Consider the following 25,472-nt stretch of genomic DNA (forward strand, 5'->3'; position numbering starts at 1 on the left):
AATAAAAATGATAGAAGTTGACAGTATATACATAGCAAATCCGAGAAAACGTGACAAATTCACTCATGAAGAAATAAAAAAGAACATACACCTGATCGGACTTAAACGGCCTATCTCTGTTAGAAAGATCGCACATGAACACTATCAGTATGCACTGATATGTGGACAAGGCCGCCTGGAAGCATACCAACAATACGGGGAGAAACTCATTCCGGCCATTATTAAAAATGTGGATGAAGAAACAGGCCATTTAATGAGTCTGACAGAAAATATAGCCCGAAGAAATCCGAGATCTGCAGAATCACTGGAAAACATTAAGCAATTAAAAAAAGATGGATTAACCGACAGAGAGATAGGGAAGGTGCGAACAAGTCCCTGATATGAGATCATGTTTGTCATCTGGAGCCATGGAACAGGGTTCATCATGAGTCATCAACTTACCTTCGCCGACAGTGAATTCAGCAGTAAGCGCCGTCAGACCAGAAAAGAGATTTTCTTGTCCCGCATGGAGCAGATTCTGCCATGGCAAAACATGGTGGAAGTCATCGAGCCGTTTTACCCCAAGGCTGGTAATGGCCGGCGACCTTATCCGCTGGAAACCATGCTACGCATTCACTGCATGCAGCATTGGTACAACCTGAGCGATGGCGCGATGGAAGATGCTCTGTACGAAATCGCCTCCATGCGTCTGTTTGCCCGGTTATCCCTGGATAGCGCCTTGCCGGACCGCACCACCATCATGAATTTCCGCCACCTGCTGGAGCAGCATCAACTGGCCCGCCAATTGTTCAAGACCATCAATCGCTGGCTGGCCGAAGCAGGCGTCATGATGACTCAAGGCACCTTGGTCGATGCCACCATCATTGAGGCACCCAGCTCGACCAAGAACAAAGAGCAGCAACGCGATCCGGAGATGCATCAGACCAAGAAAGGCAATCAGTGGCACTTTGGCATGAAGGCCCACATTGGTGTCGATGCCAAGAGTGGCCTGACCCACAGCCTAGTCACCACCGCGGCCAACGAGCATGACCTCAATCAGCTGGGTAATCTGCTGCATGGAGAGGAGCAATTTGTCTCAGCCGATGCCGGCTACCAAGGGGCGCCACAGCGCGAGGAGCTGGCCGAGGTGGATGTGGACTGGCTGATCGCCGAGCGCCCCGGCAAGGTAAGAACCTTGAAACAGCATCCACGCAAGAACAAAACGGCCATCAACATCGAATACATGAAAGCCAGCATCCGGGCCAAGGTGGAGCACCCATTTCGCATCATCAAGCGACAGTTCGGCTTCGTGAAAGCCAGATACAAGGGGTTGCTGAAAAACGATAACCAACTGGCGATGTTATTCACGCTGGCCAACCTGTTTCGGGTGGACCAAATGATACGTCAGTGGGAGAGATCTCACTAAAAACTGGGGATAACGCCTTAAATGGCGAAGAAACGGTCTAAATAGGCTGATTCAAGGCATTTACGGGAGAAAAAATCGGCTCAAACATGAAGAAATGAAATGACTGAGTCAGCCGAGAAGAATTTCCCCGCTTATTCGCACCTTCCCTTGGTTAATAATAGATAAAAGCCAGGGTAACGTAGGGCCGAAAATCAGCTCAGATACTATCCGGCTTGGGCCCCCTCATCAGTTTGTGTGTAGATACAAGAACTGCCGTCGCCATCAATAACATTCAGCACTCTTCGGAAACTCTTCAATTTTTTTTCAAAAAACTGGCTTCAAGTTATACAGTAAGTTCTTTGCCTTACTGGCTCCGCAATCACTGATTTGATACCTTACTGTCTTTTTCACCACTCACATGATGCAGTGCATTCAGGTAAAAAGCATCCATCAGCAACAGTGATCCTTGGCAGATATTTCAATCTTAGTGCATGAAATATTCCGGTATTTATTGTTATCCTTTTTAAGGAATAATTACTCGCATTTTTATTCCGCAGGTATGCAATACGAAGTCAGAACAGGCCGGGTCGGAGCTCTTCGTTCCTTCCCGGCTTTTTCTTGCCTGTTTCGCTCTGTCGGGATTACCGGCATGGACTGATCCCACAACCGTAGATATTTACAGTCCTCACGGCGGGACCTGTTCGGAGCCCTCCGGATTGAAGTCGCCAAGAGGACTATGGTGCCGGGTCCGGTCGTAAGCGATGAGATGGTCTTCCCCCATATTGCAAGACGGCAGTCATAATGACAGTGACAGGTTTGCTTTCGTATATCCGGCCTGTTTTGAAGTGAATAGCTTCTGGCCTCGATGAATCATCCGCACATACCGTCCTTTACGCTTACACGGTTTTGATAGCCTCGTACAGTCGACAGGTTTTCGATATGCAGGTTTGACCTGTTTTTCATCATTTCTGCATTCTTCGCAATTTCAAGTTAGCTTTCATTGCACTAGCACAGACAGTAACTTAATGATTTTTCATTACTACGGGTAAATATAATTCATTGCGGGCGATAATTACCCAGGAGATCCGCAGTAGCTTATTTGCGAGGGCAATCACTGCTCGATTAAATCCACGTTTTTCCCTGAGGCGATTAACCCACACGCTTAGTGGATCAGTTTTCTCAGCAGCCCTGAACAGGACCGCCCTCGCTCCATGTACCAGCATGGATCTGACATACTGTTTGCCGCACTTTGATATGCTCAGCAAAACCTGCTTGCCGCCGGTACTGAACTGCCGGGGGACTAACCCTAAGGCAGCAGAGGCGTCTCTTCCGCGTTTAAACTGTTTGCCATCCCCCATCCAGCTTTTTATTGCCTGGCTGACCAGAGGGCCGAATCCTGGAATGGCTAACAACCGTTTGCATACAGGATCCTGTCGAACGTATTTTTTCTGTTCAGCATTATACCATTCCAGCTCATCATCCAGCGTAATCAGCCGGTTATACTGCCGATACAGCAATGTCCTCATGGTGTCAGTGAGTCCATTTTCAGCATCCTCAAGCAGTGCTGGAAGCACTCGACGCAGTTCTGTTGCACCTTTATTCAGCACAATGCCATATTCGGCGAGAAGTCCACGTACATGATTTATCAGCTGTGTCCTTTCCATCGAAACCAGCTGGCGCATTTTTAAAAAAGTCTGAATATCCTGCTGGTCAAGCGTTTTTATGGGTACAGGCCGGATGGTTCCATGCTGGCAAGCTTCAGCAATTGCCTGTGCATCGTTATAATCATTTTTCTGGCGCCGCTGATAAGCTCTGACATGTTGCGCCGGAAGCAAAATCGCTTTATGACCAAGCTTTTGTATCTCCCGTGCCCAGTGATGCGATGCCCCACATGCTTCCATAGCAAGGGTCATCGGTGGTTGCTGGACCAGCCAGTTGAGCAAGTTGCTGCGAGAAAGTTTTATCTTTCCTGCTGGTCTTCCATAAGCATTGATACTGAAAAGATAAAAGTTCGTTTTAGCCAGATCGATGCCGGTGATTTTCATTTCAGACATGGTATCCCTCTAACTTTTCACTGATTAAAGTACATCCATCATGGCGTAAATGGGTGCTGCCGTGAAGGAGGGGGAAGACCATCTCATCGCTTACGTAAGAACATCCCCTCCGCCAAGGTAGTAGAGCGTAAATTCACGTCCACCATATGAGAGAAAAACACGTAGCCGATCTGAAGAAACGATCAGAACATCATTGCTGCTGGTATCAGGGCTACTGACCATGCTCTTTTTGCAGTGTTTGGTGTAAAATTGCTGCATAACCTCCTGATATTGTGACTTATTCAACAGTTCAATCAGGTTCAGGGCAGATACCTTCATATTTTCTCGCATCGCTTGCTCCACTAGTTATCCAAGCCCTGACTTTCGCTGGTTGTTAATATCAATACTTTTGTAAGTACTTTATCATTATTGCAAAAATAGTTTTAGCATCTAATTAAAATATACATATAGAGCTATATTTTCAATTATAAAATGAGGCAGAGTGGATAAACTGATGAGTAAGTCTCAGTATTTACTTGTGCTATGTTCTTTCTTCCCCCCTCCCCACACACACATTTTATCATCTGCTATCAGTAAAAAATAAAATGTGTCTGATAGGTTAGTATATATTTTCTGGTAAAGGGAGGTATGGATAACATCCATAATCTTCCATTTCATAAGCAGTGGCGGTTTGACACATTCTGATGTATCACCATAGCTTATGGCACCAACCCTGACTAAATAAATACTGCTGTGAAAATAAAAGGTTAGTTGCTATATAGGTCACATATGAAAAATGCCCTGATATGAATATCATCGCTCCCACCACCAAGTGGACTTGACCCTGTGAATAAGTATCCCCCCTGAGTATCTTCTACTGTTAGGTTCATATGAAAGCTAATCTGCGGTCGGGTAACTTGCCCCATATTTTCCTGGTACTGATCAATATGCAGCAATATTTTATGTTCAGAAACCCTTCCACGATATGTAAAGTCAGAGTCTGCCCCATTTATCATATTTTCGCAGGCTATGATTGTGCCTCTGCCAAAGTCATTAGCGCCCATATTGAAAGAAATCTGATATATACCGTCCTTCATAACCCCCCCGATGTGCTTTGCCATAAGCATAAGTCTAAGTGCATCAAAGCATCATATTTTGTCCTGAATCATAAAATGTTCATGTCTTATATGACCTCATAGGCATAATGGGTTATGAACCAAAAGTAAGTTTCAAAAAACTAAATAACTTCGCAAAATAGTAGATCACGTGAAAGGAACTCAGCCCGGATTGTGCGATCTGATCAATCGCCAAATATCCCAAACCACCAACCGGACTGAGCGATGCCAATCATAGCAGCAATTCCTGATGAAGAACGACGACTGATGTGTAAAGAAGCCCAACTGACTCGTGATAAAAACCATGCCAGACGACTCATTGCCATACTGATGCTGCATCAGGGAATGACCGTTACCGACGTCGCCAGACTACTTTGTGCTGCTCGCTCATCCGTCGGAAGATGGATAAATTGGTTTACTTTACATGGTGTTGACGGACTAAAAAGCCTCAAACCCGGACGCGCGCCTCGCTGGCCGGTCGCAGATATCCTGCACATCCTGCCGTTTCTGGTGCAACGTTCTCCACAGGATTTTGGCTGGCTTCGCTCCCGCTGGAGCACCGAGCTGCTGGCGCTCATCGTCAACCGACTTTTTAATGTGACGCTTCATCCCGCCACCTTGCACAGATACCTGAAACAGGCAGATATAGTCTGGCGCAGAGCCGCGCCAACGCTGAAAATCAAAGACCCGAACTATGATGAAAAGCGCCTTGCTATTGAGCAGGCGCTGACTCAGGAGCAGACGGAACATCCTGTGTTTTATCAGGATGAAGTCGACATCGACCTGAACCCGAAAATCGGCGCGGACTGGATGCCCAAAGGGCAACAGAAACGTATCGCCACGCCGGGACAGAACCAGAAGCATTATCTGGCTGGCGCACTGCACTCAGGTACGGGGCGGGTTCACTACGTCAGTGGCAGCAGCAAGAGTTCTGGTTTATTTATCAGTCTGTTAGAGGAATTACGGCGTACATATCGGCGGGCGAAAACCATCACACTGGTGGCGGATAACTACATCATTCATAAAAGCCGTAAAGTGGAGCGATGGCTGGAAGAAAACTCAAAGTTCCGGTTGCTGTTCCTGCCAACGTATTCACCGTGGCTGAATCCGATAGAGCGACTGTGGTTATCGTTACACGAAACCATAACGCGAAATCATCAGTGCCGGTATATGTGGCAGTTACTGAAACAGGTAACGCAGTTTATGAACGCTGTTTCACCGTTTCCGGGTAATCAACACGGTCTGGCGAAAGTGGAGCGGTAATATGCGAAGCTATTTAGCTATACCCCATGATGCTGCAAGTCTCCTGAAGCGAAACCGGCACCCACAGATACTTACTATATACGATTTGAAGCCACTAAGCAGGCCTCAACAGCAACTGGATAGCCAGCTGCAGCCGAGAGAATGTAAATACGTTTTGCGACATCAATTAGCTGGTTACTCGTATGCAATAAGCCTACAGATTTTATGAGTACAATATGATTGGTTCCTCCCACTGTTCCTTTTTTAGATATGACCTTAATCACAAATCGAAATCTTGCTCCGACACTAATGCCAAAAGTGATTCACATGAACAAATGACCATCACTTTTATCTCCCTTTCGCCATAAAATAAATATTATTGATTGATTTTATTGAGTTTAAATAGTGGCACTCTTTATGCTTAGCAAAGCTGGACGTTTTGTTTCTTTCTCAAGGAGTTGACATAAACCGCTTTGTGGTTGCCGATCCTCAGTGGTGCATAGAATGTAATACTTGTCTGGCAGTATGCTCAGACGTGCATAAAGTGCATTAACTCTCCATCCTTTCTTGCGTTGGGAAGCGGGTGTAGGTGTGCAGGCCATCGCCGTAAAATGCGATCTCTGCTATTTCCTGCCAGAATGCTCGGCCTGTGTACACGCTTGCGTCACGCAGGCTCTGCAGTTGGTCTGATGCCCTGCTGGGAACTCCATACCAAAAAGCTGCATGTACAGTTCCGACGTCGTGTTGAGTGCACGAAATAGCCCGCTGTTGCCGTTCAGCTCTGTTGCAAGGCGTGGCGGCATCACCACCAGCATATCGCAAGAGCACGTCGTCTCCGGCATTATACTGAGCCAGTCCCAGCGCTCCTCCGGATCAAACGTGCTATCAGTGCGCGTTCAAGCGCTTCACCAATAACTTCAGCGATTGATACAACCTAATTACCTCGTCCGTGCTCAATATCCTTTCATCTGGCTGGAAGCTTACGTGCTGCTTTTATGGTACAAAGCAACCGACCCGGCGAGGATTAACAGGAACAATCTGCTGCTGCGCCAATAATTCCCCAGGTCGCCCGGCTGATGCCATAGCAGGCCGTATTATTGAGAGCAAGCAGAACGGTCGGGCCGGGAGTGACGACCATAAACGGAAAAGAGGCGATAACACCGCTGGCCCCCGCCCCCAGATAAGGCGCAGCCATGGTCACCCCCATAGCCAGCAGGACGATTAACAATATCCTGGGAGGAATATCCCAGCGCGGATGCGCCAGGGAAGATTTAAGTACCAGTGCCAGACACAAAATAGTTGCAACCGAAGCCCATCCTACGAAGAGAACCAATTATCCTGCAAAGCAGCTCACAGCACAAAGCACAGAAAGAAAAGTGAACTCACCATTGTTATAATGAATCAGAATGATTCCCCATATTTGGCCTCAATGTTTGATTTGTACTACTCCTCAATCCCTCTACCTGGATGGAAACGACCAATCAGGTCGCGTTACGGTCAGAAAACTGATAAAAAACACGATTACACTTATTAATTACGGCCTGAGTTCGGCAAGGAAAATAATGATTACCGTCAGGATAATAACCACTTTGTAGCCAGCCATACCCAGTTTGTGACTTGGTTGTTCTCCATTCACCATCTTACGTATGCCGCTTGACAGTATGCCATGCAGAGCTGACATCGCCAATACCGCAATAATTTTGAGCAGCAGCCATGCATGCGGTAACGCACCATGTGACACAAGCATGACCACTCCGCAGCCCCATAGAATGATCATCGCGGGCGTAGTTACCTTACGATTCCAGCGATGGATAAATCCAGCTAACGTCTGTTGCATGTTGCCAGCATAATTACCTGATGAGCTGGAAACACAAGCAGATAAGACAGCCATCGCCAGAACACCACCAGTCCATATAACACCGGCGGCGATATGAAATGCATTAATCCATGGATGAAAATTCATAACGCCCTCCAGCAAAAAAACGATATTTAATTTGCATATGTATCTCCAAGACTCAATTGATGAAAATATTATAATGAAAGTCAGCCAAAGGTAATCCTTTGATAGAATAGGCCATCTGTGGCAGCGGCTCCGGTAATAGCAGGCTATGTCCTTATGAGGTAAACTAATTGAAGGATAAAAACATCCTGGTAGGATGCTTCAGATCTGCGGCAGAAAAGCAGTTATCAGCATATAAGAGGGAATGGTTCGGTATATGGCAAATCCAGGATTCTCTTTACACCGTATGCCCCTTCAAGGCGTACGCCCTTACGTTCAACTACTTCCCCAATCATCGCGGCATCGGTGCCCAGTGGGTGGGTGTGTAAACGGGACAGCGCCTGCTCTGCGGCTTCGCGCTGTACCGCAATCACCAGTTTGCCCTCGTTGGCAAAGTTCAGTACTTCCAGCCCCAGCAGTTCGCACACGCCGCGCACCGCCGGTTTTACTGGCAAACTGGATTCGTTCAGGTCGATGCCATAACCGCAGGCAGCGACAAATTCGTGTACCACAGCATTGACGCCACCGCGGGTTGCATCACGCAGCGCTTTGACACCGGGAAGATCCCGTAGCGTGGCAATCAGCGGTGTCAGCACTGCGCAGTCACTGGACAGCTCGCCGTCCAGCCCCAGCCCTTCACGCAAATTCATAATGGTCGCACCGTGTTCCCCCAGCGTGCCGCTTGCCAGCAGTACATCACCCGGTTGCAGCGACTGCGCCGCCCAGCGAATCGAACACGGAATCGCGCCAATCCCGGCGGTATTGATAAACAGTTTGTCTGCTGCGCCACGCTGCACCACTTTGGTGTCGCCGGTCACAATGGAGATATCAGCCGCGCGGGCAGTCGCAGCCATGCTTTCCACCACGGCTTGCAGCGTCGCCATTGGAAGACCCTCCTCAAGGATAAAGCCACAGGAGAGATAGCGCGGCGTAGCGCCGCTAACGGCGATGTCGTTAGCAGTTCCGCACACCGCCAGCTTGCCGATATTGCCGCCGGGAAAGAACAGCGGATCAACCACATAGCTGTCGGTGGAGAACGCCAGCCGGTCGCCGCCAGCGGCCAGCGCTGCCAGATCCAGCCGCGCCTGATCTTCCTGCTCCGCCAGCCACGGGTTGGCGAAAGCTTCCATAAACAACTGACTGATCAGTTGCTGCATCGCCTGGCCGCCGCTGCCGTGAGCGAGTTGGACTTCATTCATACTTCATACTCCTGAGCGCGATACTGATACCAGGCCGCGCAGGCCCCTTCTGAAGAGACCATCAGCGCGCCAAAGGCGCTTTGTGGATTACAGGTGTTGCCAAACAGCGGGCACTGGTGCGGTTTGCAGCGGCCGGTCAATACATCGCCGCAACGGGCGCGCGGATCGTCATACACCTGCTGTACTGCCGGGCGAAAATACGCTTCGGCATCGAACTGTTGGTAATCCGGGGTTAAATGCACGCCGGATTCACCGATCATGCCCAGCCCGCGCCATTCGCTGTTGCCGCTGACGGCAAACACATCGGCCATCGCCGCCTGCGCCAGCCGGTTGCCTTCATCCGGCACCACGCGGCGATACTGGTTTTCCACCTTGCTGTGGGCGGCGATTTTCTGCTCGACCAGCATCAGCACGCCCTGCAGCAAATCCAGCGGTTCGAATCCGGCGACCACCAGCGGGCGCTGGAACTCGTCGGCAATAAACGTGTAAGCATCGGTGCCGATCACCATACTGACATGACCGGGTGCAAGAAAGGCGTTAATGCCGTTATCCGGCTGCTCCAGCAGGCTGCGCAACGTCGGGAGCAGAGTGATGTGCTGGCATAAGAACCAGAAGTTGTCGATATTGCGGGTTTTCACCAGTTGCAACGTGATGGCCGTTGCGGGCATGGTGGTTTCGAAACCGATACCGAAGAACACGACTTTGCGCTGCGGATTTTTCTCTGCCAACGCCAGCACATCCATCGGTGAGTAGACAATACGTACGTCCGCGCCGCGTGCTTTCGCCTGGAGCAGTGAACCATTTTTCCCCGGTACGCGGATGGCGTCGCCAAAGGTACAGAAGATCACGTCCGGGTGACTGGCTATCTCCACACAGGTGTCGATGCGCCCCATCGGCAGCACGCACACCGGGCAGCCAGGACCGTGGATAAACTCAATGTTCTCCGGCAGCAACTGATCAAGACCGAACTTAAAGATGGCGTGAGTATGACCGCCGCACACTTCCATAATACGCAGTGGGCGCGCAGAGGTATAAGTCAGGTGCACGGCCCGTTCGCGCAGATGGGCAATCAACTGCATCACCTGTTGTGGAGCCCGGTATTCATCAACAAAACGCATGACTTCACCTCATCATATAACAACACGCCCGAATCACGTCGGTCCTTAATCCGTACAGTATCAACGGACTAGCCGATAATCGCAGAATAAAATTTCCGGCTGGTTCAGCCGGGGAATTAACTGCTGGGTTTCTCAGATAACGCCAGCCAGCAAACCAATCCCCAGCAGTGACGAACTCCCACCAATCACACATGACCACTGGTAACGCGTGGACGAAAATGTCACCAGCGATCCAATCCCCAGGCCAATCAGATGGAGCCCGGCCGTGGCGATAACCATACCGGAGAGCGCCACTGCGGAATGAGACAGCTCAGCCCCGTGCGCCAGTCCGTGGAAAATAGCGAAAGCACCAATAATCAGCGCACCGGCCGCTTCGCGCAGCTTCAGTTGCAGAGCCACCATCGCGCCAATACCCAGCAGAGAACTCGCGACAATATACTCCGTACCGGCAATCGTCACGCCCGCCATACCGACTAACGCCCCTATCAATAACAGACCAGAGAACGCCAGCGGCGCCAACCACCACCGACGGATATTCATGGCGCTCCAGACGCCAACCAGCACCATAACTACCATATGATCCATACCGGTCAGAGGGTGAATAAAGCCCTCGGTAAAACTTAATACATGGTGCGTGCCGCCATCAGTGCCCACATGGGCAAAAGCCATGATCGGAAACAGTGCCAGTACGGAAACAGCCGCAGCTCTGATATTAATACACATAGTTATCACCTAATTAGGTTTATCTCCGGCAATCGACAACCGGCTACGCGGAGACATGTTGTTAACGTAAAACTTCATTTTCCCAGTTGATACAATGAGCTATGCTTTAAATCATATATCTGTAAGCGCCACCTTAAAAATCGGTTATTCCAGGCACGCGGCGGAGATCAGCACCAGCCCTCCGACGTCTGCCGGTAGTTACAACGCCACACTAAGATTCCCCACATCTAAAATTTTCAGGGTAGCCAGATATCAATATGTTAGTGTTAGCAGCGACCTGCCTGCTGTCCCTGCCGCCCCGGGTTCTTCAGAATCCCACTCTCTGCTGAGTTTTATCCAGAAGCCACTCCACCCAACGTATCATGCCCTCCTGGATTTTGGTTGAAAGCATCAGTATTTCGGCTCCCGGTGCCAACACCCCGATTTCCTCCCGTACTCGTTCTGCACTGAATTCTGTAAAGTACGGCAGCAGATCAACCTTGGTGACCAGTACGGCTTCCGCCAGGCGGAACATCACCGGGTATTTCTCCGGCTTGTCGTCCCCTTCCGGTACCGAGAGCAGCACCACGTTATGATGCTGACCCAGGTCGAAACTGGCCGGGCAGACCAGATTGCCGACGTTTTCGATAAACAAAATATCCACCGGGTCGGCGCTGAGCGTGTGCCAGGCGTTGTGAATCATCTGTGCGTCCAGATGGCAGGCCATGCCGGTGGTTATCTGCACCACCGGAACCCCTTTACGCCGCAGACGCACGGCGTCGTTTTCGGTCTCCAGATCCCCTTCAATCACTGCCACGCGTAAACCCCGCGCCAGCAGTTGCCCGATGGTGACTTCCAGCAGCGATGTCTTGCCGCTGCCGGGAGAGGACATCAGGTTGAAGACCCGGGTGCCATGGGCATCAAAATGCTGACGGTTGTACTGCGCCTGATGGTCGTTATCCTGCATCAGGTTTTTCAGCACCTGCACCGTATGGGAGGCTTCGCTTTTCACCGGTGAGATGGCATGAATAACCCCGTTGCCCAGGCTGATATGGCTCCGGTGCGGAATATTGCACCCACAGTTATCGCACATCGCGTTTCTCCCGCCCCGGCAGTTTCACCGACTTAAGCTGTTGCGCCATCAGCGCCAGTTTTTCACTCACCAGCGCCATCTGTACCAGCGTTTCCCGGCAGCGGTTCGCCAGCTCGTTCTGCCCTTCGGCCTCGAGCGCGTGCAGGTACTTTTCCATTTCGGCGATATGCTCGTCGTTGTGTTCGCGCCAGTGGGGCACCAGCACGTGCAGTTTCTTTAACAGTGGGACTTCAATCATCAGCATTCTCCCCTTTTTTAACCTGCCGCACGCGGGGTCACCAGCACCCGGCTATGCATGCAGTCAATCTCTTTAATCTCAAAACCGAACAGCTCGCGATCCGCTTCGAACAGGCGCGAAATCGTCACTTTGTCCGCATCACAGGCAATATGAGTGACTTCATCGAGCAGCTCTTCGCGGTTATCCGCCAGCAACACGCGCACACGCAGTTGACACATGTCCGTTCTCCTCGTTTAACACAGGGCCATCAGGCGTTGCCTGATAACCGCCAGTTCCGCCATAAACTCGCCGCCGAGATCGAAAGGCGCGCTTCCGCTTAAATCCGCGCCGCGAATGGTCTCGTTGAGCGACAGGTAGCCCAGAATCTGTTCTTCATTCAACGCCGATTGCAGGAAGGTTTTATCGGAAGGACGGGCAATTTTGCTGCCGACATACGCCAGCTTGCGGATACCGATATCCGCCGCCAGTTGGCCAATTTGCTGGGCAGTCTGGATGCTGCGCTGGCCGGGTTCGACCACCACCACCAGCACATCCACCGCTTCGGCGGTCGAGCGCCCGAGGTGCTCAATTCCCGCTTCCATGTCCATCACCACCACGTCATCGCGCTCGAGCAACAGGTGGCTCATCAGGCGACGCACCAGAGTATGTTCCGGGCAGACGCAACCGGTGCCGCCATGCTCGACGGTCCCCATTTGCAGCAGGCGCACGCCTTCATGCTGTACGCAGAACATCTCCGGCAGATCGTCGACTTTCGGGTTGAGGATAAACAGGCTGCCATAGCCTGCCCCCGCCCCGGTGCGCTCCATTGCCAGCTCTTTCATGCGCGAAAAGGGCTGTAGCCCGGCACAGCGCTCAGCGGGAATGCCCAGCGCCGAGGCCAGATTCGTATCCGGATCGGCGTCTATCGCCAGTACCTGTTTCCCCTCTGCCGCCCATGAACGGGCCAACAGCCCTGCCAGCGTGGTTTTGCCCACGCCGCCTTTGCCTGCAATGGCTATTTTCATTTCAACCTCGTCAACCAAATAGAGTCAGCCCGCATCGCGGTGATGCGGGCTGATAAGGGGTTAAATCCCCAGGGCGCGTCGTTTCTCTTTCATCACCGCCACCAGTTTTTCCGCCGCCAGTGTCGGGTCGGTTTCCACCAGGAAATAGCCGTCGAGCAACTCTTTGGATTGTTCGGTGATGAGATCGGTCACCACTTTCGAACCGGTGACATGCGGCACGATACCCAAATGGGTCGGCAGGCCCAGCGCCACGCTCCAGGAGGCGATGGCGATCGCTTTTTCGGACATCGCTTCCGGGGCGGATGCCACCAGCGGCAGATCGCTGAGATCGACATTCAGCTTGTCCGCCAGCGCGGTGGCCAGCAGCACGGCACGGCTGTTGTCGACGCACGAGCCCATATGCAGTACCAGCGGCAGCGGCCCTTCCAGCCCGGCAGCGGTGCCGATAGCGGTCAGTACCGCTTTAAGTGAATCCCCGGCCCAGGCTTCGGTCGCCTGCTGGTTCATCAGCCCGTTTTTGGCAAACGCCCCTGCGCCACAGCCGGTTGCCAGCATCAGCACGTTATTGCGCGCGAGGACTTTGGCCATCTGCTGGAAGCTGTCATCCTGCTTCACGCGGGTGGTGTTACAGCCGGCAAAAAGCGCCACGCCGAGGATATTGCCGTTGGCAATGTTCTCCACCAGCGGGGCCAGCGGATCGTCCGGGTTCAGTAATGCCAGCGCATCCATCACCGCTTCGGTACTGAAACCGACGATGGCAGTCTGTTTGATATCCGGGATTTTCACGCGGGTGTTGTCACGGCGACCGTACGCGTCGATAGCGTACTGGACGATTTTGCGCGCCGTTTCGCGGGCATGGTCTTCGTGGAAGCTGACGTGGCGCGAGCCCTGGATTTTGTTTTCATCGGCTGTGGTGATGAATTCGGTGTGGTAACACTCGCTGATGGCCGACAATGACGGCATGATGCACTGCACGTCCACCACCATCGCGTCGAGCGCGCCGGTGAAAATCGCCATCTCCTGCGACAGATAGTTGGTCGCCAGCGGAATGCCGTGGCGCATCATCACTTCGTTACCGGTACAGCAGATGCCGACGATGTTAATCCCGTCGACCGCTCCGGCATCACGCGCGATGCTCTGCATTTCGCCTGCCACGTCGCAAATCACTTCGCTGAGCAGCGGGTTATGGCCGTTCACCGCGATGTTAACGGCGGTCTTCTTGATCACGCCGATGTTGGCCTGGGTGACCACCGGTTTTGGCGTGCCGAACATGGCATCCGACAGTTCGGTTGCCAGCACCATGCCGTCAAAATCCGACAGCGCGCCACGCAAACCGCCAAGCACTAGGTTGGTCGGATCCGCGTCGCAGCCGATATGGGTACGCGACATGATCTGCGCCACGGTGGCATCAATGTTGTGCGGCAGCACGCCGAGTTTGCCCAGCAGCGACAGGCGGCGCGGTGGCAGAGAAGCACTCAGCCAGTGGCACGGTTTTTTGCTGTCCTGGTTCTGGTAATCTTCCAGCGTTTTAGTCGCCACGTCGTACGCGATGTCCCGCGTGGAGCGCCCTTCCACTTCGATGGACAGACGTTTCGCCACGCCGCGCAGTTTTTCCGGGTCGCGAATCTGGTAATCCGGCAGTTCGCCTTTGCCCACGCGCTGCATGGCGAGCGCAATATGGCGACCGTGCTCGGAGTGGCCCGCTGCCCCTGCCGCCATCATACGGATCAGGTTACGTGCCACGATGGTGTCTTTGTTGGCACCGCAAATACCGTACTGCGGCCCCTCGCCAAACGGGTCGACGCGGCATGGCCCCTTCCAGCAAATACGGCAGCACAGCCCAAGGCTACCAAAACCGCACTGGGGTTGTTGCATCTGATGACGATCGAATACGGTTGCAATGCCCTCTTGTTCCGCTACCGGGCACAAGGCGATGGTGGCGGGATCGCTCGTTCTGGTTTTGATATCCATTACATTCCCCTTAAGACCAAATCGATATTTTTCTGGGATTGGGCCAGCTCTTTGGCTCTGGCCTTAATGAGTGCCTGACGATAGGTCTGCATATCCACCAGGCTTATCGCTTTCGTCGGGCAGGCCTCGACGCACGCGGTATGTTCTTTGCCATTTTCTTTACGCCAGGAGACGCACAGGTCGCATTTTTGCGCCACGCCCTGGTTGGTCACGCTCCAGGCGCTTTGCTGCTCGGTGCGCCGTACGGTGATAGAGCCAAACGGACAGACCATCACGCACAGCTTGCAGCCGACGCAGTTGGCCTCATTGATAAACACCTGTCCGTCCGTTTGACGGCAGGCTCCGGTGGGGCAGACCATCGCGCAGGGGGCGTTATCACACTGGCGGCACTGCATCGGAATATTGGCCTCGCCCGTTGCCACCACCTTCATGCGTGGATGGAGCGGAAGCTGGTCCCGAACCGCATCAAACAACCCGTTATCCCCGCCGTGACTGACCGCGCAGGCCATTTCACAGCTATGGCAGCCAAGGCATTTCTGCGCATTGGCGTAAATCATGACATTTTCCTTTTTTTTCATGTCGTTACCCTCTACCTCACGCATCAAAACTTTCAATGTAGAGTTCGTCACCCTGGATAAGCTGGACATCCCGGCTGTGACAAAGGGCACATTGAAAATGGAATTTGATCACTTCAAAATCGTTACCACAGGCCTGACACCGCGCAACGGCGGGCAGCGCTTCGATAACCAGCTCCGCATCTTCCGCCAGGGTTCCGGCGGCAAACGCAGCAAAACAGAAGGTCATCGACTGCGGCTCTACCGCGCGCATTTTTCCGATTTTCAGCCGCACCCGGGTGATACGTTCCACCTGATGGCGCTCGGCCTCGGCAATCAGAATCTTCACCAGTCCCTGGGTTAATGCCGCTTCATGCATCTGTTGGATCTCCTGCTCAGGTCGTTACTCGAGCTCATCGAGTTCGCTCAACGCGATAAGCATCTCGGCCGCTTCCTGCTCATCAATTCGCGCCATGGCGAACCCCACATGCACCAGCACCCAAAAGCCCACGCAGTCCTCGGGCGTCTGCTGCGGGCCAACCAGACAGGCAATATTGACCTCCCGCTTGACCCCGGCCACCGACACCACAGCCAGCAGGTTGTCGACATCTTTTATTTCCAGAATTTGCCCTGGGATACCCAAACACATACGCGACACTCTCCGACTTCTGTCTGCGGGGACACCCCCGGACGTGATGAGATCATCACGTCCGGGGGTAAATAATTCCCTGGTAAAAAAGTGGTTTTTTCTTGATTAAGATCATCAATATTGCGATGAAATAATCCTGGAAAACCTCAACGGCATTAATTTATTCACTGCCCCTAAAGGCGTATTAATATTCATTCTCATTAATACAGTGATACCGCTCATACTTTATCCGGGTAGTTGTTAATATTTTATTAATAACTGCATGACTGGTAATCATATTCCCAGTTTTGCTGCGAAATATCTGTCAGCTGGCTGACAGACAAGAATGCCGTCATTTAATAAATTTACTCTCGCCTATCCGCTCTCTACGTATCGTGAGGAATAAATGGGAGTATCATTGTTCGGCATTCCATTACTCGCATGGTCAGGAACATTAATATTATTAGCCGGTGAAGTAATGGCGTTATTACATATCCGCAATCTGTCCAGGCTACTGCTTTTTTCCACGCTGGCAGAGCTGGGCTATGTATTGTTGGGTTTTGGTCTTGATAGCGCATCGGGTGAAACCGGCGCGTTGATGCATTTGGGGTTACAGGTGGTTATGCGCCTGTTGACCATCCTCAGTGCGGCGTATCTTATTAAGCGTAACTGCTCAAGTGAGCTGGATAAGCTGGCAGGCAGCGGTTCACGCTGGCCACTGGCGTCATTGCTGTTTGGCTTCGGTCTGTTTTCCGTAATGGGACTGTCCCCCTTTAAAGGCTCATTCAGCAAGTTTCTGATTTTATATGGCGCAATGGAACAAGGGGAATGGGCCATTGCCGCAATCGCGACGCTGGCGACTATTCTGGCGTCAATTTATTATATTATTGTTATTCAGCGCGTGTGCCTTGAGCCTGATAATAATGCCGCACCTGTGACGTCGTTCACAGCGGAATTATTATCAGCGCGCTGGATCCTGCTGTTTATATTAACCGGTGCTACGGTGTATCTCAGCCTGATGCCGGAACCGTTATTGCACCTTGCCGAACACTATGCGACTGCCTCGGTAAAAACTCCGGTACCGAATTTCGAAACCCCGTGGCATTACTGGGTAATATTGCCTTATGCTGGCGGCTTTGTGCTGTACGTGGTAGGCAAAATAAATGCGACATTGCGCGACTGTTGCGCAGTGATTATTGCCCTGGCCACGCTGGTGTTGGTCTGGCAGCATAATAACGGCGACAGCCTGTCCCATTTATTCTCGGTACTGTCTGCTGGTCTGATTACGGTGGCAGCCATCTATTCTCAGGCGTATATGCGCCATGATGAACACGCAAACCGCTATTATTTCTTCCTGTTCTTAATGGCCGGATCCTTGATTGGCGTTGCTTCCGCCGAGGACTTTGGCAATTTCTACCTGTTCTGGGAATTAATGACCTGGAGTTCGTATTTCCTTGTTGTTCACGAGCGCACGCCGGAGGCATTAAAAGCCGGGCGCAAATACTTCCTGATGTGCTGCACCGGCGCGTACATCATGCACTTCGGCATTCTGGTCTGCCATACCCGTTTCGGCAGCTTCGATATGTCGATTATCGCCGCGCAGGCTACCCAGTTGACCCCGACGTTTGCTGCCGTTATCGGTATTTGCTTCCTGATTGGCCTGGGCGTTAAAGCAGGCCTGTGGCCGATGCACGGCTGGCTGCCGGATGCCCACCCGGTTGCCCCGTCGTCTATCTCGGCGTTGATGTCCGGTATTTTGACCAAAGCCGGTGTGTTCGGGCTGGTAAAAATCTTTCTTATTGTCCTCGGCACCAGTCTCACCGGGCACCTGCTGGCGTTGGGCACCCATCCGGCGTTTGGCATGGTGGTCACCGGGCTTGGCTGCATGACGGTGATTTACGGGGAAGTGATGGCCCTGCGCGAGCAGAACCTTAAGCGCATTCTGGCTTATTCCACGCTGGCGCAGGTGGGTGAGATCCTCGCCATGCTGGGGCTGCTGACCAGCCTGAGCGTCGCCAGTGCGCTACTGCACGTGATGAACCACGCGATCTTCAAAAACCTGCTGTTCCTAGCCGCAGGCGGCCTGATTGCCCACGCCGCCGGGAAGAAGTTGCCGGATATCGCAGGCCTGGGTCGCGTGATGCCGTTCACCGCCCTATGTTTCGCCATTGGCGTGCTGGCGGTGATGGGCTTACCGCCCTTTAGCGGCTTCTTTAGCAAGTTCATGATGATCTATGCAGCGGTAAAAGCCGACGCGCTGGCCGTTGCCGCCTTGTTCCTGGCCGGCAGCGTATTAGGCGCGATTTACTACCTGCGCATTGTCCGCGTGCTGTTCTTCTCCCCGTGGAAAGGTGGCGTGGTGGAAGACGCGCCGCTGGCGATGCGGGTTGCCACCGGCATGCTCGCCGCGCTGGTGATTCTGGGCGGTCTGTTCCCGGATTACGGTTTGCAGCAGTGGGTTAGCCCGGTTATCGCGCAGATTGCCGAACATCAACAGTGGGCCATCCCTGCCCTGCCAACGCTCAATCTTGACTGGTCTCCGGCGGCGCTGATAGCGATTGTTGGCGCGATTGCGACCTTTATGCTTGGCAAGCGAGCGCCACGCCGCGCCGGAACGTTCGCCGTGGTGGTGATGGCGCTGACGCTGGCCACCGTGCTGACCGACGCCGGGCGCTACGACCTGCTTTCCTGGTGGTTTGCCGCGCTGATTGCAGGCGTTGGGGTGATCAACCTCTGCTATGCCATCGGCTATATGGATCACGCCCACAGCCAGCACCGCTTTTTCTTCTTCTTCGTCTTTATGATTGGCGGTCTGCTTGGCGTAACCGCCAGCAAAGACCTGTTCAACTTCTTCGCCTTCTGGGAAATCATGAGTAGCTGGACGCTCTACTTCGTGATCATCCACGACGAAAGCAAAGCGGCGCTGCGCGAAGGCTTTAAGTACTTCATCTTCAACTTTGTTGGTGCCACCTGCATGTTCCTCGGCGTGGCGATGCTCTGCGCCCGCAGTGACGGGTTCAGCTTCGATGCCATCGCACACGCCGCCAGCACCATGTCGCTGCCGTGGCTGGGTGCGGGATTAGTGCTCGTCCTCACCGGGATGTTGATGAAAGCGGCACAGCTGCCGTGGCGCATCGATTACCAGATGCACCCGCCAACAGCGCCGACGCCGGTCAGTGGATACATCTCTGCCGTGCTGCTGAAAAGTGGGATCTACGGGGTGCTTAAGCTGTTCGCTCTCGGCGGCGCGGGCATGCTGTTTGTTCGCTTCGGCGAGCTGGGCAGCACCAATACACTGATGTACGCCATTGCCATTATCGCCACCCTCACGCTGCTGTACGCCGGGGCGCTGGCGCTGATTCAGAACGGCATCAAACGTCTGCTGATTTACAGCACCGTGAGCCAGCTTGGCTACATCCTGCTGGGGCTGGCGCTGACCACGCCGGAAGGGATTGCCGGGGGGCTGATGCATCTGGTGAACCATATGCTGCTCAAAGACATTCTGTTCCTCGCCGCGGGTTGCATCCTGGCGCAGGTGCACGTGTCGAGTCTGGATGAGCTGGGCGGTCTGGGGCGCAAAATGCCGCTGACCTTCGGGATGTTCCTGTTTGCCGGGCTGTCGCTTTCGGGCATTCCTCCGTTAAACGGCTTCGCCTCGAAATGGTTGATTTACCAGGCAGCGTTCCAGAGTGGGCACTATCTGCTGGGGTTGGGCGCGATGATGTCGAGCCTGTTCACCCTGGCGGCGGTGTTGAAATTCGCCCATGCGGCCTTTATGGGCACGCCTGAGCCACAGCTGGAAAAAGTCAAAGAGGCACCGCTGAGCATGCTGCTGCCGATGGGGCTACTTAGCCTGGTCGCACTGGTTGTCAGCCTGCTGCCTGGAGTGCTGCTGGTGCCGATTAGCCATCTGATGGCGGTCAGCGGTCTTGGGCAGATCAGCGTCACCTGGACCGGGCCGCTGCCGGGCACCAACGGCTGGCACCCGCTGACCATGTGGATGCTGGTAGCGGTGGTTTGCGTTGTGGGCTGGCTGTTTTATCGCCTCAGCAACCGTCAGTCGCAGTCGATTCATTTACACCAGGGCGGCGTTTGTGACCTGACCCCGGTGCAGGCGCATGTTCCGGCTTCAGCGTTGTATCAGACGCCTGAACGGTTAATCCGCCAGGTGCTGCATCCCCGGGAGAAGGAATAACACCATGATGACGTCACTTTTCGCGCCGCTGATAATTTTTCCGCTGGGCGCGGCGGCCCTGATTTTTGGCCTGTTGCTCAAAGGGGTGGATCGTATCGTTGTGGCGCGTCTGCAGCGCCGCATCGGCCCCCCGCTACTGCAACCGTTTTTCGACATTATCAAACTGATGCGCAAGCAGACGTTAGTACCGGATGGCGCACCGCGCCGTCTGTTCCTGGCGCTGCCAGCCATTGGCGTGGGCAGCATGTTGATCGCCATCGCCCTGCTCCCTGTCGCCAATGTGTATCAGCCGGCGGCAGAACTCGGCGATCTGATCGTGCTGTTGTACCTGATCACGGTCCCGGCCGTGGTGCTGATACTGGCGGGTTCCTGCTCGGGTTCGGTTTACGGCGCAGTGGGCTTCTCCCGCGAAATGGTGCTGATCCTCGCCTATGAGGGGCCGTTATTGCTGGCACTGGCAAGCGTGGCGATGAAAGTCGGGCTGGCACAGGGCGGCTGGGTCACCTTCTCCCTGGGCGAGATCGTGGCTTACCAGCAAGAACACGGCGCATTCCTGTTCGACCCGTGGATGTGGCCTGCGCTGGCGGCCTATGTGCTGTTTATGCCTGCCAATCTTGGGATCGCCCCGTTCGATATTCCCGAGGCGGAATCCGAAGTGCTGGAAGGGCCGATTCTGGAATACACCGGGCCAGGGCTGGCGCTGTTTCATCTGATGTCGGCGCTGAAAACGCTGGTGGTGGTGGGACTGGGCATCACGCTCTTTTTCCCCAACGGACCTGCGGGCATCGCGGGCGTGCTGGTGCTGCTGGTGAAATGCCTTGTTGTGGCCTGTGTGTGTAAAACGCTGCTGCGCGCCATGGTGGGCAGGATGCGTATCGATCAGGCCTTTTGGTTCTATCTGAAGTGGCCTGAACTGCTGGGCATTATTGGTCTTATCAGCGTGCTGGCTCAGGCATAGGGAAAACATTATGACGTTATTGAACTCCATCGCCACCCGCTCCCCCTGGCTGTACCGCATCAATGCGGGCTCCTGCAACGGCTGTGATGTGGAACTGGCGACCACCGCCTGTATTCCGCGCTATGACGTGGAGCGTCTTGGCTGTCAGTACTGCGGCAGCCCGAAACATGCGGATATCGTGCTGATTACCGGCCCGCTGACCATGAAGGTCAAAGAGAAGGTTCTGCGCGTGTATCAGGAGATCCCCGAACCGAAAGTGACGGTGGCGATTGGCATCTGCCCGATATCCGGCGGCGTGTTCCGCGACAGCTATGCCGTCGCCGGGCCCATGGACTGTTACCTGCCGATTGATGTCAACGTGCCGGGCTGCCCGCCCCGCCCGCAGGCCATCATCGAAGGGATCGCCATGGCTATCGACATCTGGCGTCAACGCATTTAGGAGCTGGCATGAACTTTCTTAAAGTCCTGATTCGCAACCTGCGCCAGGGGCCATCCACCGACCCCTTCCCCTTTGGCGAAACTTTTACGCCAGAGGCCCTGCGTGGGCGCATCGCCTTTGATGCCTCGCGCTGTTCGGTGTGTCGCATGTGCGAACACGTCTGTGCCGGTGGCGCCATTCATTTTGAAGAGACGCCGCAAGGAGTGGAGTTTGTGCTCTGGCACAACACCTGCACCTTCTGCGGCCTGTGCGAGCACTACTGCGTGCCGAAAGCGATTCACCTGACCAACGACTGGCATCTGGCGCATAAGCAGGAGGACAAATACCGCATGATCGAAGAGGGCACCATGCTCTTTCAGACCTGTATGTCCTGTAGCACCGCGTTTCTGCCCGCCAGCCCGGCACTGATGGACAAGGTCTATCAGACGCCGGATAGCGTTGATGCCGCCATGCGCCAGCTGTGCCCGAATTGCCGTCAGGCCCGCGCCGCCGCGCAGCAAAATACGCCGGGCATCGACCTGATTAGCGATCTCGGGATTACTCAACGAGATCCGCACCTTAACCACCGCGAGAAGCGCCATGATTGACGATATCAAGCAGGCAGAAGCCCTGTTTAACCAACACCTGACGCCGGGTTTTAGCTTTAAAACCCAGGTCAGCAAATGGGGGGTGGCAACCGCCTGGGTGAAACTGACCAGCCCGGTGCAACTGCTGCCTGCCGCCCAGAGCATCAAACAGCTGGGTGGACGCCTGCATACCATCAGCGCCTGGCAGCGCGTGGAAGGCAAGCCTACGGAGATCCACGAGATTGCCTACCACTTTGATCTCGACGGCTCGGCGCTGACCCTGACGGTGTTCCTCGCCGAAGGCCAGCGCGACATCCCGTCGCTGACCCCGGTGTTTCACAATGCCGACTGGAACGAGCGCGAGTTTATGGAGCTCTACGACCTGAACGCGGCGGGACACCCCAACCCCACCCGCCTGTTTATTGACGAGAACATTGATGCGGCAGTGCTGCAAAAATTCATCCCGTTCTCGGACATGGTGAACGCCGCCAGCACCAAAGCGCTGTGGGAAAAAATCATGCAGCAACGTGGAGAGAAACAATGACCCGTTATCAAATGCCGGTTGGCCCGCTGCACGTGGCGCTGGAAGAACCGATGTACTTTAAGCTCGACCTCGAAGGGGAAACCATTAAAGGGCTGCATATCTCTGCCGGGCACGTACACCGTGGTATGGAATATCTGGTGATGAAGCGCAACTTCTACCAGAACATTACCCTGACCGAGCGTATCTGTTCCCTGTGCTCCAACAGTCACCCCACCACTTTTTGCATGGCGCTGGAAGAGATTGCCGGCATCGACGTGCCGCCGCGCGGCCACTATCTGCGCGTGATCGCCGATGAGATCAAGCGCGTGGCGTCAAACCTGTTTAACGTCGGCATCATGGCGCACATTATCGGCTTTACGTCGCTGTTTATGCACGTGCTGGAAACGCGTGAAATCGTGCAGGACATTAAAGAGACCCTGTACGGCAACCGTATGGATCTGGGGGCGAACTGTATTGGCGGCGTGAAATATAACCTCAATGCCGAGAGCATCGCCTACCTGCTCAAGCGGCTGGATGAAGTGGCCCCGGCGGTGGACGAAATCCACCAGATTTACACCACCCACAGCAGTATCCTGACCCGTACCCGTGGTGTCGGTGTGTTGCCCAAAGAGATTGCACTGGAATATGGCCTGATTGGCCCGGTGGCACGCGCATCCAGCGTGGAATATGACGTGCGCGCCAAAACGCCGTACGCCATCTACCCGGAGCTGGATTTTGCCACCATGACCCGTCCTGACGGCGACGTCTGGTCGCGTGCGATGGTGCGTCTTGATGAGGTGAAAATGGCCATCGCGCTGATCCGCCAGTGCCTGGCGCAACTGCCGGAAGGGCCGGTGTCGATTTCAGGTTTGCCGACCATTTCACCGGGCGAAGCGGTGGCGAAAACCGAAGCCCCGCGCGGTGAGTTAATTTACTACCTGCGCACCAACGGGACAGATATGCCGGAGCGGTTGAAATGGCGTGTGCCGAGCTACCCGAACTGGGATGCACTGCCGGTGATGATGCGTGATAACACAGTGGCTGATGTGGCACTGATTGTGAACAGCATCGACCCCTGCATCTCCTGTACCGAGCGATAAGGTATTACTCCCGGCTCAGGCTTTATACTCCGCGAGCCGGATACTCAGTGCTGTAATATCTCCGATGGCGTATTTATTTTTGCCAATCCGCATAATATCGCCATCTTTGATTAAGACATTAAATAAAGAGGAGGTGGTCTGGCGGGTCGAGCCAATAATCAGCGAAATATCTTCCATAGTGAGATCGCATTCAAATTCCGTCCCGTTCTCCGTCACCATACCGCGTTCTTTTCCCAGCGATAAAATGAAGGCAATCAGCCGGGTTTTGGCATCGTGGAAAATAATACTTTCAATAATGTCCCATGAGCTGCCTAACATATCGCCAAGTATTCCTGTCATTTGCATTCCTATTTCAGGATAGGTCATCAGAAGCTGGTGAAATATTTTTGTGGGCAACGTAAGTATGACCGATTCTTTTACTGCTTCAATATATGCCCGAGTATGGGTCGAAAAAATATCGCCGCTCTCAAGATAATACAACGTAAATTCCCGCTCTCCATAAGAGAGAAAAACGCGCAACTGGCCAGAGGAGACGATCAGGATATTATCGTTGCGCATACCCGGACCGCTTACTCGCTCGCCTTTATGGCATTTTTTATTATGGAACTGCCGAAAAATGTGATGATAGGATGGTTGATTAAGCAAATCCATCAAATTCAGCGCCGATACCCTCATTTTTGATCGCATTGCCGACCTCTCTGCTATTCACTTCCGCATACACACGATAAGGACATACAAGTATCATTGCTTTGCTCAATGAGCTTTGCAGCGGGCAGAGGCGACAACTGCCTGCCCAGACGCAATGGATCCATCGCCGGCAGGAAGCTGCTGAGGAAACAGCAACGTGAATCCAGCGAGATAGAATTTCAGTTGAGATACCAGTAGCCGATTATGCAGCACCCTGCCACCAAAGACCAGAGTTTGAATGTCGCGTCTCCCGGCGCAATCGCGCACCATAGCTGCCAGGCCGCAGGCTAACGCATCATGGAAAGCCCAGGCTTTTTCACCTGCCCCACCCTGCCAGCACAACCACTGTCGCCAGAAGATCTCCAGCTCCAGCTTACCGTTGCGCCAGGGTAGCGTAACCGGATGAGTGGCACCAACATAACGGGATGCCAGCGCTTCCAGCTGAGAAGCCGCTTCCCCCTCATAGCGGCTACTCTCCGGAATGCACCTGAGAGCGTACGCGACAGCATCAAACAAACGCCCGCAGGAAGGTGCTTTGGGGGAGTTTATTCCCCTCTCTATGGCCCGTGCCAGCAACGGCCGGTGATGCGGGCGTTCCGCGCACGTCTGCGTGAGCAGGACAGTGAGCAGACGTCGGCGCTGCCGCCTGAGCTGCCATAACGACTTCGCCTAAAAATCACTCAAATGTCTGCCTGCTAAAGCTATCTTTAGTAACTTATTTCTT

Annotated in this window: 25 protein-coding genes and 3 pseudogenes; 10 read left to right on the plus strand and 18 right to left on the minus strand. The window is 53.6% G+C overall.

Annotated features, from left to right (window positions below; all coding sequences use genetic code 11):
• The first annotated feature begins 7 nt into the window (after positions 1–7).
• Positions 8–379 (plus strand): ParB/RepB/Spo0J family partition protein, encoded by a 372-nt coding sequence (locus tag F384_RS12540; protein WP_080950068.1) that lies wholly within the window; start codon positions 8–10, stop codon positions 377–379.
• A gap of 45 nt (positions 380–424) precedes the next feature.
• Positions 425–1,405 carry an IS5 family transposase gene (locus F384_RS12545; protein WP_044723340.1) on the plus strand — a complete coding sequence of 327 codons (981 nt, stop codon included), beginning with the start codon at positions 425–427 and terminating at the stop codon, positions 1,403–1,405.
• Between the two features lie 1,001 nt (positions 1,406–2,406).
• Here the strand turns inward: F384_RS12545 and F384_RS12550 are convergent.
• Together F384_RS12550 and F384_RS12555 are read right to left on the minus strand one after the other, a co-directional pair.
• On the minus strand, positions 2,407–3,438 hold the full coding sequence (locus F384_RS12550; RefSeq protein ID WP_046483164.1) for an IS110 family transposase: 1,032 nt from the start codon (positions 3,436–3,438) through the stop codon (positions 2,407–2,409).
• A gap of 90 nt (positions 3,439–3,528) precedes the next feature.
• Entirely contained in the window at positions 3,529–3,768 is a 240-nt protein-coding gene (locus tag F384_RS12555; RefSeq protein WP_046498102.1) for a transcriptional regulator, read from the minus strand.
• A gap of 989 nt (positions 3,769–4,757) precedes the next feature.
• On the opposite strand from F384_RS12555, the gene F384_RS12565 reads away from it, so the two are divergent.
• Positions 4,758–5,795 (plus strand): IS630 family transposase, encoded by a 1,038-nt coding sequence (locus F384_RS12565; RefSeq protein ID WP_046483168.1) that lies wholly within the window; start codon positions 4,758–4,760, stop codon positions 5,793–5,795.
• Between the two features lie 442 nt (positions 5,796–6,237).
• A pseudogene (locus F384_RS28875) lies at positions 6,238–6,461 on the plus strand (4Fe-4S dicluster domain-containing protein); the annotation flags it as partial.
• Here F384_RS28875 and F384_RS29885 read toward each other — a convergent pair.
• The 14 genes and pseudogenes from F384_RS29885 to F384_RS12635 form a co-directional block, all read right to left on the minus strand.
• Positions 6,461–6,652 (minus strand): annotated as a pseudogene (locus tag F384_RS29885) (DUF1281 domain-containing protein); the annotation flags it as partial. The pseudogenes F384_RS28875 and F384_RS29885 sit on opposite strands and share 1 nt — an antisense overlap.
• A gap of 146 nt (positions 6,653–6,798) precedes the next feature.
• Positions 6,799–7,107 carry a hypothetical protein gene (locus F384_RS30230; RefSeq protein ID WP_193388316.1) on the minus strand — a complete coding sequence of 103 codons (309 nt, stop codon included), beginning with the start codon at positions 7,105–7,107 and terminating at the stop codon, positions 6,799–6,801.
• A gap of 201 nt (positions 7,108–7,308) precedes the next feature.
• Positions 7,309–7,737 (minus strand): CopD family protein, encoded by a 429-nt coding sequence (locus tag F384_RS12580; protein ID WP_046483175.1) that lies wholly within the window; start codon positions 7,735–7,737, stop codon positions 7,309–7,311.
• 224 nt (positions 7,738–7,961) lie between these two features.
• Positions 7,962–8,972: a hydrogenase expression/formation protein HypE gene (gene hypE / locus F384_RS12585; RefSeq protein WP_046483178.1), complete on the minus strand. Its 1,011-nt coding sequence runs from the start codon at positions 8,970–8,972 to the stop codon at positions 7,962–7,964.
• On the minus strand, positions 8,969–10,090 hold the full coding sequence (gene hypD, locus F384_RS12590; protein WP_046483180.1) for a hydrogenase formation protein HypD: 1,122 nt from the start codon (positions 10,088–10,090) through the stop codon (positions 8,969–8,971). The genes hypE and hypD overlap by 4 nt, the downstream gene beginning before the upstream one ends.
• 132 nt (positions 10,091–10,222) lie before the next feature.
• Positions 10,223–10,813, minus strand: a complete 591-nt coding sequence (locus F384_RS12595; protein ID WP_046483183.1) for a HupE/UreJ family protein — start codon at positions 10,811–10,813, stop codon at positions 10,223–10,225.
• A gap of 307 nt (positions 10,814–11,120) precedes the next feature.
• Complete coding sequence (gene hypB / locus F384_RS12600) at positions 11,121–11,885, minus strand: hydrogenase nickel incorporation protein HypB (protein WP_046483186.1); 765 nt, start codon at positions 11,883–11,885, stop codon at positions 11,121–11,123.
• Complete coding sequence (locus F384_RS12605; protein ID WP_155403995.1) at positions 11,875–12,123, minus strand: hypothetical protein; 249 nt, start codon at positions 12,121–12,123, stop codon at positions 11,875–11,877. Before F384_RS12605 ends, hypB begins: the two co-directional genes overlap by 11 nt.
• Positions 12,124–12,140: 17 nt before the next feature.
• Positions 12,141–12,341: a CooT family nickel-binding protein gene (locus tag F384_RS12610; protein ID WP_046483191.1), complete on the minus strand. Its 201-nt coding sequence runs from the start codon at positions 12,339–12,341 to the stop codon at positions 12,141–12,143.
• 15 nt (positions 12,342–12,356) lie between these two features.
• Complete coding sequence (locus F384_RS12615) at positions 12,357–13,127, minus strand: AAA family ATPase (RefSeq protein WP_046483193.1); 771 nt, start codon at positions 13,125–13,127, stop codon at positions 12,357–12,359.
• Positions 13,128–13,187: 60 nt separating this feature from the next.
• Positions 13,188–15,098, minus strand: a complete 1,911-nt coding sequence (gene cooS / locus F384_RS12620; protein WP_046483195.1) for an anaerobic carbon-monoxide dehydrogenase catalytic subunit — start codon at positions 15,096–15,098, stop codon at positions 13,188–13,190.
• Positions 15,098–15,676: a 4Fe-4S dicluster domain-containing protein gene (locus F384_RS12625; RefSeq protein ID WP_046498107.1), complete on the minus strand. Its 579-nt coding sequence runs from the start codon at positions 15,674–15,676 to the stop codon at positions 15,098–15,100. The genes cooS and F384_RS12625 overlap by 1 nt, the downstream gene beginning before the upstream one ends.
• 16 nt (positions 15,677–15,692) lie before the next feature.
• Positions 15,693–16,031: a hydrogenase maturation nickel metallochaperone HypA gene (gene hypA, locus F384_RS12630; protein ID WP_046483198.1), complete on the minus strand. Its 339-nt coding sequence runs from the start codon at positions 16,029–16,031 to the stop codon at positions 15,693–15,695.
• Positions 16,032–16,055: 24 nt separating this feature from the next.
• Positions 16,056–16,301: a HypC/HybG/HupF family hydrogenase formation chaperone gene (locus F384_RS12635; protein WP_046498111.1), complete on the minus strand. Its 246-nt coding sequence runs from the start codon at positions 16,299–16,301 to the stop codon at positions 16,056–16,058.
• Positions 16,302–16,686: 385 nt separating this feature from the next.
• Between F384_RS12635 and F384_RS12640 the strand changes: the two genes are divergently transcribed.
• The 6 genes from F384_RS12640 to F384_RS12665 are packed head-to-tail and all read left to right on the plus strand — an operon-like array spanning position 16,687 to position 24,061.
• A complete protein-coding gene (locus F384_RS12640; protein WP_046483200.1) occupies positions 16,687–20,475 on the plus strand; it encodes a proton-conducting transporter membrane subunit in 3,789 nt (1,262 codons plus the stop codon).
• A gap of 4 nt (positions 20,476–20,479) precedes the next feature.
• A complete protein-coding gene (locus tag F384_RS12645; protein WP_046483202.1) occupies positions 20,480–21,433 on the plus strand; it encodes a respiratory chain complex I subunit 1 family protein in 954 nt (317 codons plus the stop codon).
• Between the two features lie 10 nt (positions 21,434–21,443).
• Positions 21,444–21,872 carry an NADH-quinone oxidoreductase subunit B family protein gene (locus tag F384_RS12650; protein ID WP_000173649.1) on the plus strand — a complete coding sequence of 143 codons (429 nt, stop codon included), beginning with the start codon at positions 21,444–21,446 and terminating at the stop codon, positions 21,870–21,872.
• Between the two features lie 8 nt (positions 21,873–21,880).
• Positions 21,881–22,459 (plus strand): 4Fe-4S ferredoxin, encoded by a 579-nt coding sequence (locus F384_RS12655; RefSeq protein WP_046483205.1) that lies wholly within the window; start codon positions 21,881–21,883, stop codon positions 22,457–22,459.
• On the plus strand, positions 22,452–22,982 hold the full coding sequence (locus F384_RS12660) for an NADH-quinone oxidoreductase subunit C (RefSeq protein ID WP_052746923.1): 531 nt from the start codon (positions 22,452–22,454) through the stop codon (positions 22,980–22,982). The genes F384_RS12655 and F384_RS12660 overlap by 8 nt, the downstream gene beginning before the upstream one ends.
• Positions 22,979–24,061, plus strand: coding sequence for a nickel-dependent hydrogenase large subunit (locus tag F384_RS12665; RefSeq protein ID WP_046483209.1), 1,083 nt, complete (start codon positions 22,979–22,981; stop codon positions 24,059–24,061). The genes F384_RS12660 and F384_RS12665 overlap by 4 nt, the downstream gene beginning before the upstream one ends.
• A 15-nt stretch (positions 24,062–24,076) precedes the next feature.
• Here F384_RS12665 and F384_RS12670 read toward each other — a convergent pair whose 3' ends face one another.
• Positions 24,077–24,748, minus strand: coding sequence for a Crp/Fnr family transcriptional regulator (locus F384_RS12670; RefSeq protein ID WP_046483214.1), 672 nt, complete (start codon positions 24,746–24,748; stop codon positions 24,077–24,079).
• 66 nt (positions 24,749–24,814) lie between these two features.
• Positions 24,815–25,354: pseudogene (locus F384_RS12675) on the minus strand (carbamoyltransferase HypF); the annotation flags it as partial.
• Positions 25,355–25,472: the final 118 nt, after the last annotated feature.

The sequence above is a fragment of the Citrobacter amalonaticus Y19 genome, assembly GCF_000981805.1.
GTDB classification, from domain to species: domain Bacteria; phylum Pseudomonadota; class Gammaproteobacteria; order Enterobacterales; family Enterobacteriaceae; genus Citrobacter_A; species Citrobacter_A amalonaticus_C.

Bases quoted from the DNA above. Each gene is read 5' to 3' on its own strand.
- F384_RS12540 (WP_080950068.1), top strand. From the start codon at position 8: ATGATAGAAGTTGACAGTATATACATAGCAAATCCGAGAAAACGTGAC.
- F384_RS12545 (WP_044723340.1), top strand. From the start codon at position 425: ATGAGTCATCAACTTACCTTCGCCGACAGTGAATTCAGCAGTAAGCGC.
- F384_RS12550 (WP_046483164.1), bottom strand. From the start codon at position 3,438: ATGTCTGAAATGAAAATCACCGGCATCGATCTGGCTAAAACGAACTTT.
- F384_RS12555 (WP_046498102.1), bottom strand. From the start codon at position 3,768: ATGCGAGAAAATATGAAGGTATCTGCCCTGAACCTGATTGAACTGTTG.
- F384_RS12565 (WP_046483168.1), top strand. From the start codon at position 4,758: ATGCCAATCATAGCAGCAATTCCTGATGAAGAACGACGACTGATGTGT.
- F384_RS12580 (WP_046483175.1), bottom strand. From the start codon at position 7,737: ATGAATTTTCATCCATGGATTAATGCATTTCATATCGCCGCCGGTGTT.
- hypE (WP_046483178.1), bottom strand. From the start codon at position 8,972: ATGAATGAAGTCCAACTCGCTCACGGCAGCGGCGGCCAGGCGATGCAG.
- hypD (WP_046483180.1), bottom strand. From the start codon at position 10,090: ATGCGTTTTGTTGATGAATACCGGGCTCCACAACAGGTGATGCAGTTG.
- F384_RS12595 (WP_046483183.1), bottom strand. From the start codon at position 10,813: ATGTGTATTAATATCAGAGCTGCGGCTGTTTCCGTACTGGCACTGTTT.
- hypB (WP_046483186.1), bottom strand. From the start codon at position 11,885: ATGTGCGATAACTGTGGGTGCAATATTCCGCACCGGAGCCATATCAGC.
- F384_RS12605 (WP_155403995.1), bottom strand. From the start codon at position 12,123: ATGATTGAAGTCCCACTGTTAAAGAAACTGCACGTGCTGGTGCCCCAC.
- F384_RS12610 (WP_046483191.1), bottom strand. From the start codon at position 12,341: ATGTGTCAACTGCGTGTGCGCGTGTTGCTGGCGGATAACCGCGAAGAG.
- F384_RS12615 (WP_046483193.1), bottom strand. From the start codon at position 13,127: ATGAAAATAGCCATTGCAGGCAAAGGCGGCGTGGGCAAAACCACGCTG.
- cooS (WP_046483195.1), bottom strand. From the start codon at position 15,098: ATGGATATCAAAACCAGAACGAGCGATCCCGCCACCATCGCCTTGTGC.
- F384_RS12625 (WP_046498107.1), bottom strand. From the start codon at position 15,676: ATGAAAAAAAAGGAAAATGTCATGATTTACGCCAATGCGCAGAAATGC.
- hypA (WP_046483198.1), bottom strand. From the start codon at position 16,031: ATGCATGAAGCGGCATTAACCCAGGGACTGGTGAAGATTCTGATTGCC.
- F384_RS12635 (WP_046498111.1), bottom strand. From the start codon at position 16,301: ATGTGTTTGGGTATCCCAGGGCAAATTCTGGAAATAAAAGATGTCGAC.
- F384_RS12640 (WP_046483200.1), top strand. From the start codon at position 16,687: ATGGGAGTATCATTGTTCGGCATTCCATTACTCGCATGGTCAGGAACA.
- F384_RS12645 (WP_046483202.1), top strand. From the start codon at position 20,480: ATGATGACGTCACTTTTCGCGCCGCTGATAATTTTTCCGCTGGGCGCG.
- F384_RS12650 (WP_000173649.1), top strand. From the start codon at position 21,444: ATGACGTTATTGAACTCCATCGCCACCCGCTCCCCCTGGCTGTACCGC.
- F384_RS12655 (WP_046483205.1), top strand. From the start codon at position 21,881: ATGAACTTTCTTAAAGTCCTGATTCGCAACCTGCGCCAGGGGCCATCC.
- F384_RS12660 (WP_052746923.1), top strand. From the start codon at position 22,452: ATGATTGACGATATCAAGCAGGCAGAAGCCCTGTTTAACCAACACCTG.
- F384_RS12665 (WP_046483209.1), top strand. From the start codon at position 22,979: ATGACCCGTTATCAAATGCCGGTTGGCCCGCTGCACGTGGCGCTGGAA.
- F384_RS12670 (WP_046483214.1), bottom strand. From the start codon at position 24,748: ATGCGATCAAAAATGAGGGTATCGGCGCTGAATTTGATGGATTTGCTT.